At 58.4% G+C, this 7,041-nt stretch carries 9 protein-coding genes and 1 tRNA gene; all 10 read right to left on the reverse strand.

The genetic code is table 11. From position 1 onward, the window contains the following. Positions 1-3,539: DNA-directed RNA polymerase subunit beta (gene rpoB, locus PLH32_18040; GenBank protein ID HQJ66511.1), on the reverse strand; the 3,539-nt coding region annotated here is incomplete at its 3' end. Between the two features lie 96 nt (positions 3,540-3,635). Continuing rightward, positions 3,636-4,055 (reverse strand): 50S ribosomal protein L7/L12, encoded by a 420-nt coding sequence (rplL, locus tag PLH32_18045; GenBank protein HQJ66512.1) that lies wholly within the window; start codon positions 4,053-4,055, stop codon positions 3,636-3,638. Between the two features lie 33 nt (positions 4,056-4,088). Then, positions 4,089-4,607 (reverse strand): 50S ribosomal protein L10, encoded by a 519-nt coding sequence (gene rplJ / locus PLH32_18050; GenBank protein HQJ66513.1) that lies wholly within the window; start codon positions 4,605-4,607, stop codon positions 4,089-4,091. Positions 4,608-4,644: 37 nt separating this feature from the next. Further along, entirely contained in the window at positions 4,645-5,343 is a 699-nt protein-coding gene (rplA, locus tag PLH32_18055) for a 50S ribosomal protein L1 (GenBank protein ID HQJ66514.1), read from the reverse strand. A 51-nt stretch (positions 5,344-5,394) separates the two neighbouring features. Next, positions 5,395-5,817 carry a 50S ribosomal protein L11 gene (gene rplK, locus PLH32_18060; GenBank protein ID HQJ66515.1) on the reverse strand — a complete coding sequence of 141 codons (423 nt, stop codon included), beginning with the start codon at positions 5,815-5,817 and terminating at the stop codon, positions 5,395-5,397. A 9-nt stretch (positions 5,818-5,826) separates the two neighbouring features. Then, positions 5,827-6,366 (reverse strand): transcription termination/antitermination protein NusG, encoded by a 540-nt coding sequence (gene nusG, locus PLH32_18065; protein ID HQJ66516.1) that lies wholly within the window; start codon positions 6,364-6,366, stop codon positions 5,827-5,829. A 50-nt stretch (positions 6,367-6,416) separates the two neighbouring features. Further along, a complete protein-coding gene (secE, locus tag PLH32_18070) occupies positions 6,417-6,599 on the reverse strand; it encodes a preprotein translocase subunit SecE (GenBank protein ID HQJ66517.1) in 183 nt (60 codons plus the stop codon). 85 nt (positions 6,600-6,684) lie between these two features. Continuing rightward, positions 6,685-6,758 (reverse strand) — tRNA-Trp (locus PLH32_18075). A gap of 9 nt (positions 6,759-6,767) precedes the next feature. Beyond that, on the reverse strand, positions 6,768-6,917 hold the full coding sequence (gene rpmG / locus PLH32_18080) for a 50S ribosomal protein L33 (GenBank protein ID HQJ66518.1): 150 nt from the start codon (positions 6,915-6,917) through the stop codon (positions 6,768-6,770). A 32-nt stretch (positions 6,918-6,949) separates the two neighbouring features. Continuing rightward, positions 6,950-7,041: hypothetical protein (locus tag PLH32_18085; protein HQJ66519.1), on the reverse strand; the 92-nt coding region annotated here is incomplete at its 5' end.

The raw sequence follows: 7,041 nt of genomic DNA on the forward strand, positions 1-7,041 counted from the left end.
GCCTTGCCGCCCAGCGGCTGCTGGGTGATCAGGGAGTAGGGGCCGATGGAGCGGGCGTGGATTTTATCCTCGACCAGATGGCTGAGTTTCATCATATAGATCCATCCGACGGTCACCTCTTCATCGATCAGCTCGCCGGTGCGGCCGTCGTAGAGCGGGGTCTTGCCGCTCTCGGGCACGCCGCCCTTCTTCATCTCGGTACGGATCTCGCTGAGGGTTGCGCCGTCGAAGACCGGTGTGGCGTAGTACTTGCCGAGCTTGGCAGCGGCCCAGCCGAGGTTGGTCTCGAGGATCTGCCCCAGGTTCATACGCGAAGGCACGCCCAGGGGGTTGAGGACGATATCGACCGAAGTGCCGTCCGGCAAATAGGGCATATCCTCGATCGGGACGATCTTGGAAACCACGCCCTTGTTGCCATGGCGTCCGGCCATCTTGTCGCCGACCATCAGCTTGCGCTTCTTGGCGACATAGACCTTGGCCAGCTGGACGATACCGGGAGGCAGTTCGTCGCCGACGGTGATCTTGAATTTGGCCAGCTCGTACTCATCCTCGAGTGCGGTCATCTTGGTGTAGTAACGGGCGTTGACCAGCGAAACCTTGCGATTGGTCTCTTCATCATCGGTGAGCGGGCTGCTGTAATCGATCTGATCGAAATCGAGCTTGCCGAGATTGCCGCTCTTGAGCACGGTTTTGGCCTTGATGATCACCTTGCCCGAACCCTTTTCGCGGATGCCGGCGCTGTTCTGGTTGCTGAGAACCGAGATCATCTTGTCGGCGCGCAGCTGACGGACGCGGCTGCGTTCGCTTTCGATCCAGACGTCCAGCTCGTCAAGGCTCTTTTTCTCCTTGCGGCGGGTGGAGGGATCTTTCTTTTTACGCGAAAAGAGACGGGTATCGATGACGATGCCCTTGAGTCCTGGAGGCGCCTTGAGGGAGGCATCCTTGACATCGCCGGCTTTTTCGCCAAAGATCGCCTTGAGCAGCTTCTCTTCCGGGGTGGGATCACTCTCACCCTTGGGCGTCACCTTGCCGACGAGGATATCTCCCTGGGTGACCTCGGCCCCGGAGCGGACGATACCGTTCTCATCCAGGTCTTTGGTCGTCTCCTCGGAGACGTTGGGGATCTCGCGGGTCAGCTCCTCTTCGCCGCGCTTGGTGTCGCGCACCTGCAGCTCGAATTCCTCGATATGGACCGAGGTGAAGATGTCGTCGCGGACGACGCGTTCGGAGATGACGATGGCGTCTTCGAAGTTGTAGCCGCGCCAGGGCATGAAGGCGACCAGGACGTTGCGGCCGAGGGCCAGCTCACCCATTTCAGTGGCGGCGCCATCCGCGATCACCTGTCCGGCCTTGACCACATCGCCCTCGGAGACGATCGGCTTCTGGTTGATGCAGGTGTCCTGGTTGGTGCGCATGAACTTGGTCAGGTTATAGGTAACCAGGCCGGTATCGTTGAAATCGCCGAGTTTCTCGAGGGCCTCACTTTTGGAGGCGGTCTCCTTGCGGCGGATGATGATACGGCGGGCATCGACTTTTTCGACAACGCCGTTGTACTCCGAGACGATCACGGCGCGCGAGTCGCGGGCGATCTTGCCCTCCATGCCGGTGCCGACATAGGGCGCAGCCGGATTGAGGAGGGGTACCGCCTGGCGCTGCATGTTCGAGCCCATGAGGGCGCGGTTGGCGTCGTCGTGCTCGAGGAAGGGGATCAGGGCGGCGGCGGCCGAGACGATCTGGGTCGGGGAGACATCCATATAATCGATCTTGGCCGGCTCCTCGATCGGGAACTCGCCGCGCACGCGCGACTTGACCCGCTCGTTGACAAACCGGCCCTTCTCGTCCAGTTCCTCGCTGGCCTGAGCCACAATCAGTTCCTCTTCATCGTCGGCGGCCATGAAATCGATCTGCTCGGTGGCCACCCCGTTGACGACCTTGCGGTAGGGGGTTTCGATGAAACCGAACTCATTGATCCGCGCAAAGGTGGTCAGCGAGGAAATGAGGCCGATATTCGGCCCTTCCGGGGTCTCGATCGGGCAGAGACGCCCGTAATGGGTGTAATGGACATCGCGCACCTCAAAGCCGGCGCGTTCACGGGTCAGACCGCCGGGCCCCAGGGCCGAAAGGCGGCGCTTGTGGGTCAGCTCCGAAAGTGGATTGGTCTGATCCATGAACTGCGACAGCTGGCTGGTGCCGAAAAAGGTATTGATGACCGAAAGGATGGTGCGGGCATTGACCAGATCCTGCGGCGTCGGATTCTCGCTCTCGCGCAGGTTCATCCGCTCCTTGATCGTGCGGGCCATGCGGGCGAGACCGACGCTCATCTGCGAGGCGAGCTGCTCATCGACAGTGCGCACCCGGCGGTTGCCAAGGTGATCGATGTCGTCGGGCGTGCGCTTGCCCTTGCGCAGATCGAGGAGATACTGGATGATGCCAATGATATCTTCCTTGGTCAGGGCGGTGGTATCGGGCGGCACCTCGAGGTTGAGCTTTTTGTTCAAACGATGGCGGCCCACCTCGCCGAGATCGTAGCGCTTGGGATTGAAGAAGAGGCGTTCGATCAGCTGGCGGGCGGTGTCGAGATCCGGAGCTTCGCCGGAACGCAGGTTCTGGTAGATGGTCTCCAGCGCCTCGTCCTGGGAATGGGTCTGGTCCTTGAGCAGCGTATTGCTGATGATTTCCGGCCCGAAAATCCGGTCGGAGCGGACCAGCTCGAGTTTGTTGATCCCGGCATCGAGGAGCACCTGAATTTTGTCGGCGCTGAGCTCATGGAGCTTGTCGACGATGATCTCGCCGGTGGCATGGTCGATGACGTCCTCGACCACGCGCATGCCGATCAGCTCGTCGCGGTTGGCCTCGGTGATCTCCGTCTCCTGAATCAGGTTGAAGGTCGAGAGGATGTCGCGATCGCTGGAAATGCCGATAGCCCGCAACAGGGTGGTGACCAGGAACTTTTTGCGGCGGTCGATGTAGACGATCATCAGTTCGTTGATATCGGTGGCGAACTCCACCCACGAGCCGCGCAAGGGGATGATGCGCGCCGAATAGAGCCGGGTCCCGTTGGGGTGGGAGATTTCGTCAAAGAAAACGCCGGGCGAACGGTGGAGCTGGCTGACGATGATGCGCTCCGCGCCGTTGATAATGAAGGTCCCGCGATGGGTCATGTAGGGAATGTACCCCAGGTAGACCACCTGTTCCTTCGAATTGGCCAGGGGGTCGTTGGGGTTGTATTCGTCCTTGATGGAAAGGCGCAGCTTGGCCTTGAGCGCCACCGAATAGGACATCCCCCGTTCCTGACACTCCTCAACGCTGTACTTGGGGGGATCGATGTAGTATTCGATGAAATCCAGGACGAAGTTTTCCCGGCTGTCGATGATCGGAAACACCCCTTTGAAAACCGCCTGGAGGCCAACGTCCCGCCGCTGATCGGGCGGGACATCGGCTTGAAGGAAATCCTTGAACGATTTGAGCTGGATATCCAGCAGATCAGGGATGTCAGCAACAGAGCGGATTTTCGAGAAGGAGTGTCGTTCTCTTTTCAAGGCAACTGCCAAAGGAGAACTCCTTTTGTTGGGTGACTGGTACACTCGGATAAACGTAGACCGGGCCCCGAATCAGGGCCCGTGGGACATGCGGGTCTACTTGAGTTCGACTTCTGCGCCAGCCTCTTCCAACTTGCCTTTGATGTCATTGGCCTCTTCCTTGGTCACGGCCTCTTTGACCTTGCTCGGAGCGCCGTCGACCAGGTCCTTGGCTTCTTTCAGGCCGAGGTTGGTGATGGTGCGAATGACCTTGATGACATTGATCTTGTTGGCGCCGGCGGATTTGAGCACAACGTCAAACTCGGTCTTCTCCTCGACGGCCGGGGCTGCAGCGGCGGCACCGCCCATCATCATACCGGCGGGCATGGCCATCGGGGCAGCGGCGGTGACGCCAAAACGCTCTTCAACGGCTTTGACCAGCTTGGAGAGCTGGAGGACACTCATCTGCTCAATGGTCTTGAGGATTTCCTCAACCTTGGCATCCTGGGCGACGGCAACATCTGCTTGTTCGGGCATTTCTACCTCCCGTTAGAGTACTCTATAAGTGGATTAAGCTTCTTTTTTATCTTGGACTTGTTTTAAAACATTAGCGAAACCGGCGATGACCGCCTGGAGGCTGCCGATGAAGCCGGAAAGCGGCGCAGCGAAGGCCGCGGCGACCTGGGCCAGGAGCACCTCACGGGGCGGTATGTTGCGGACCTCTTCGGCCGATGCCCGGTCGAGCAGCTGCCCTTCGAGGTAGGCCGCTTTGATCGCGGGTTTTTCCTTGTCTTTCTTGAAATCGAAGATCACCCGCACCGGCGCCACCGGGTCGTCCATGGCGATAGCCAGAGCGGTCGGACCATTGAGGAAGGGGATCAGGGCATCGAGGCCGTGCTGCCGGGCCGAGATGCGCGCCAGAGTGTTCTTCACCACCAGATATTTCACGTTCGCCTTGCGGAACTCGCTGCGCAGGCGGGTGACCTCTTCAACGGTCAACCCAGAAAAATCGGTGAGAAAAACGCTTTTAGCCTTATCGAGGCTGGCGTTGATCTCTTCCAGTTTCACTTCTTTATGGGGCTGTGGCATGGAGGATATCCTTTGCTTCAAAATGCGTTCAGCGTGCTTAGGCCGCGTCGACGATCTGGTTCTTGTCCAGACGGATGCCGGGGCTCATGGTGCTCGAGAGCGTGACGCTCTTGATGTAGACGCCCTTGGCCGTAGCCGGCTTGAGGCGGTTGATCATCTCCATGAAAGCCTGGACATTCTCCTTGAGCTGGGCCGCCTCGAAGGATTTCTTGCCGACGGCGGCGTTGACGATGCCGTATTTGTCGACGCGGAAGGCGATCTTGCCGGCCTTGGCTTCCTTGACCGCCTGGCCGATTTCGAAGGTGACCGTGCCGCTTTTAGGGTTGGGCATCAGACCGCGGGTGCCGAGGATCTTGCCGAGCTTGCCGACCTGGCTCATGATATCCGGGGTGGCGATGACCACGTCGAAGTCGAGCCAGCCGCCCTGGATCTTGGCGATCAGATCATCCGAACCGACCACATCGGCGCCCGCTTCGAGGGCCTCTTTCTCCTTAGCGCCTTTGGTCAGCACGCAAACGCGCACCTTTTTGCCAGTGCCATGGGGCAAAATCACCGTGCCGCGCACCATCTGGTCCGCCTTGCGCGGATCGACGCCCAGACGCACACTCAGCTCGATCGATTCATCGAAGCGGGCGGTAGCCAGTTCCTTCACCTTCACCACAGCATCGGCGAGGGGATAGGAGACCCGGCGGTCCAGCCGCTGTAAAGCCTCATTAAAACGCTTGCTATGTTTCATTCGTGCTCCAAAACACTTCACTCATCATTAATTACAGGCTGACTTGTTCGTTCAGACGACGGTGATCCCCATGCTGCGCGCAGTCCCTTCGACCATGCTCATCGCGGTCTCGAGGGAGGCGGCGTTCAGGTCCTGCATCTTGAGCTCGGCGATCTCGCGCACCTGGTCGCGGGTGACCTGGCCGACCTTGGTACGATTGGGCTCGCCCGAGCCCTTCTCCAGACCAGCCGCTTTTTTCAGCAGCACCGCGGCCGGCGGGGTCTTGGTGATGAACGAGAACGAACGATCGGCGTAGACCGTTATGATGACCGGGATGATCAGTCCCGCCTTATCCTGGGTTTTGGCGTTGAACTGCTTGCAAAATTCCATGATGTTGACGCCATGCTGACCCAGTGCAGGACCCACCGGGGGCGAGGGATTGGCGGCGCCGGCAGGAATCTGCAGTTTGATGCTGCCAACTACTTTTTTTGCCATGGGGACACCTTATTGTTCTAATTCGATTTGCAGGAAATCTAGCTCGACCGGTGTGGCGCGTCCGAAGATACTCACCATCACCTTGACCTTGTTCTTCTCTTCGTTGACTTCTTCGACGAAACCCGTGAAATCGGTGAAGGGCCCGTCAACCACCTTGATCGGATCGCCGAGATGGAAGGGGATCCGCGAACGGTCCTTGACCGTCCCCTCGCTGCGGCCGAGAATGCGCTCAGCCTCGTCGTCTTTCAGGGGAGTGGGTTCGTTCTTGCTGCCGACAAAATTGGTCACACCCGGGGTGTTGAGAATCAGGTGGCGGGTCTCCTTGTCGATCATCATGTGCACCAGCATATAGCCGGGAAAGATGATCTTGGTCCGCACCTTCTTCTTCCCCTCGCGCATTTCGGTCACCTCTTCGGAGGGAACAAGAATCTTGTCGATCTTTTCATAGAGGTTGGAATGCTTGATCTCGTTCTCCAGATAGGCCTTGATCTTGTTCTCATGGCCCGAGAGGACGTGAATCGCATACCATCTGAGTTCTTCTTGTTCCAAAGCCCTTATCCTTAATGGCCCCAACCAGGGCGCCAAAATGTTCTCTTCTGCTAATACAGCAACTTGATGAGGGTAGACAACCCGTGATCGATCAAAAAGATAAAGACCGCAAAAAAGAGCGATACGAAAATGACCACCAGGGTTTGGCCTTTCAGCTGATCCCGGTTCGGCCAGCTGACTTTCGACATCTCCGCGCGCACATCGCGGACAAAATTGGCGATTTTCTGAAACATTGTATCGTCTCTGTGTAAGTAGGTGCCAGGGGCATTTCAGGGGGCGACCTGTTCCGGTCGCCCCCGGCGAATTATGGTACGATTGCAGGTCTGGAGGGACTCGAACCCCCAACCGTCGGATTTGGAGTCCGATGCTCTACCATATTGAGCTACAGACCTAGGCCCAAGCTAACGGCTCTCTTTGTGCGCCGTGCGCTTGTTACACCACCTGCAATATTTCTTATATTCCACGCGGCCCGACTGCTTGCGCTTGTTCTTGTCCGTCGAATAGTTGCGGCGCTTGCATTCGGTGCATTCCAGAATAACGAGATCTCTCATGATTAAGCCTGCGGTAAAGGGTTATATCCAGACTACTTGATGATCTTGGTCACCACACCGGCGCCGACGGTGCGGCCGCCCTCGCGGATGGCGAAACGAAGACCCTCTTCCATCGCGATCTCGG

The organism is bacterium, from assembly GCA_035419245.1.
In the GTDB taxonomy this organism is placed as follows: Bacteria; Zhuqueibacterota; Zhuqueibacteria; order Residuimicrobiales; family Residuimicrobiaceae; genus JAKPUX01.

Coding starts and splice junctions, on each gene's coding strand:
- rplL (HQJ66512.1), bottom strand. CDS start 4,055: ATGCCCGAACAAGCAGATGTTGCCGTCGCCCAGGATGCCAAGGTTGAG.
- rplJ (HQJ66513.1), bottom strand. CDS start 4,607: ATGCCACAGCCCCATAAAGAAGTGAAACTGGAAGAGATCAACGCCAGC.
- rplA (HQJ66514.1), bottom strand. CDS start 5,343: ATGAAACATAGCAAGCGTTTTAATGAGGCTTTACAGCGGCTGGACCGC.
- rplK (HQJ66515.1), bottom strand. CDS start 5,817: ATGGCAAAAAAAGTAGTTGGCAGCATCAAACTGCAGATTCCTGCCGGC.
- secE (HQJ66517.1), bottom strand. CDS start 6,599: ATGTTTCAGAAAATCGCCAATTTTGTCCGCGATGTGCGCGCGGAGATG.
- rpmG (HQJ66518.1), bottom strand. CDS start 6,917: ATGAGAGATCTCGTTATTCTGGAATGCACCGAATGCAAGCGCCGCAAC.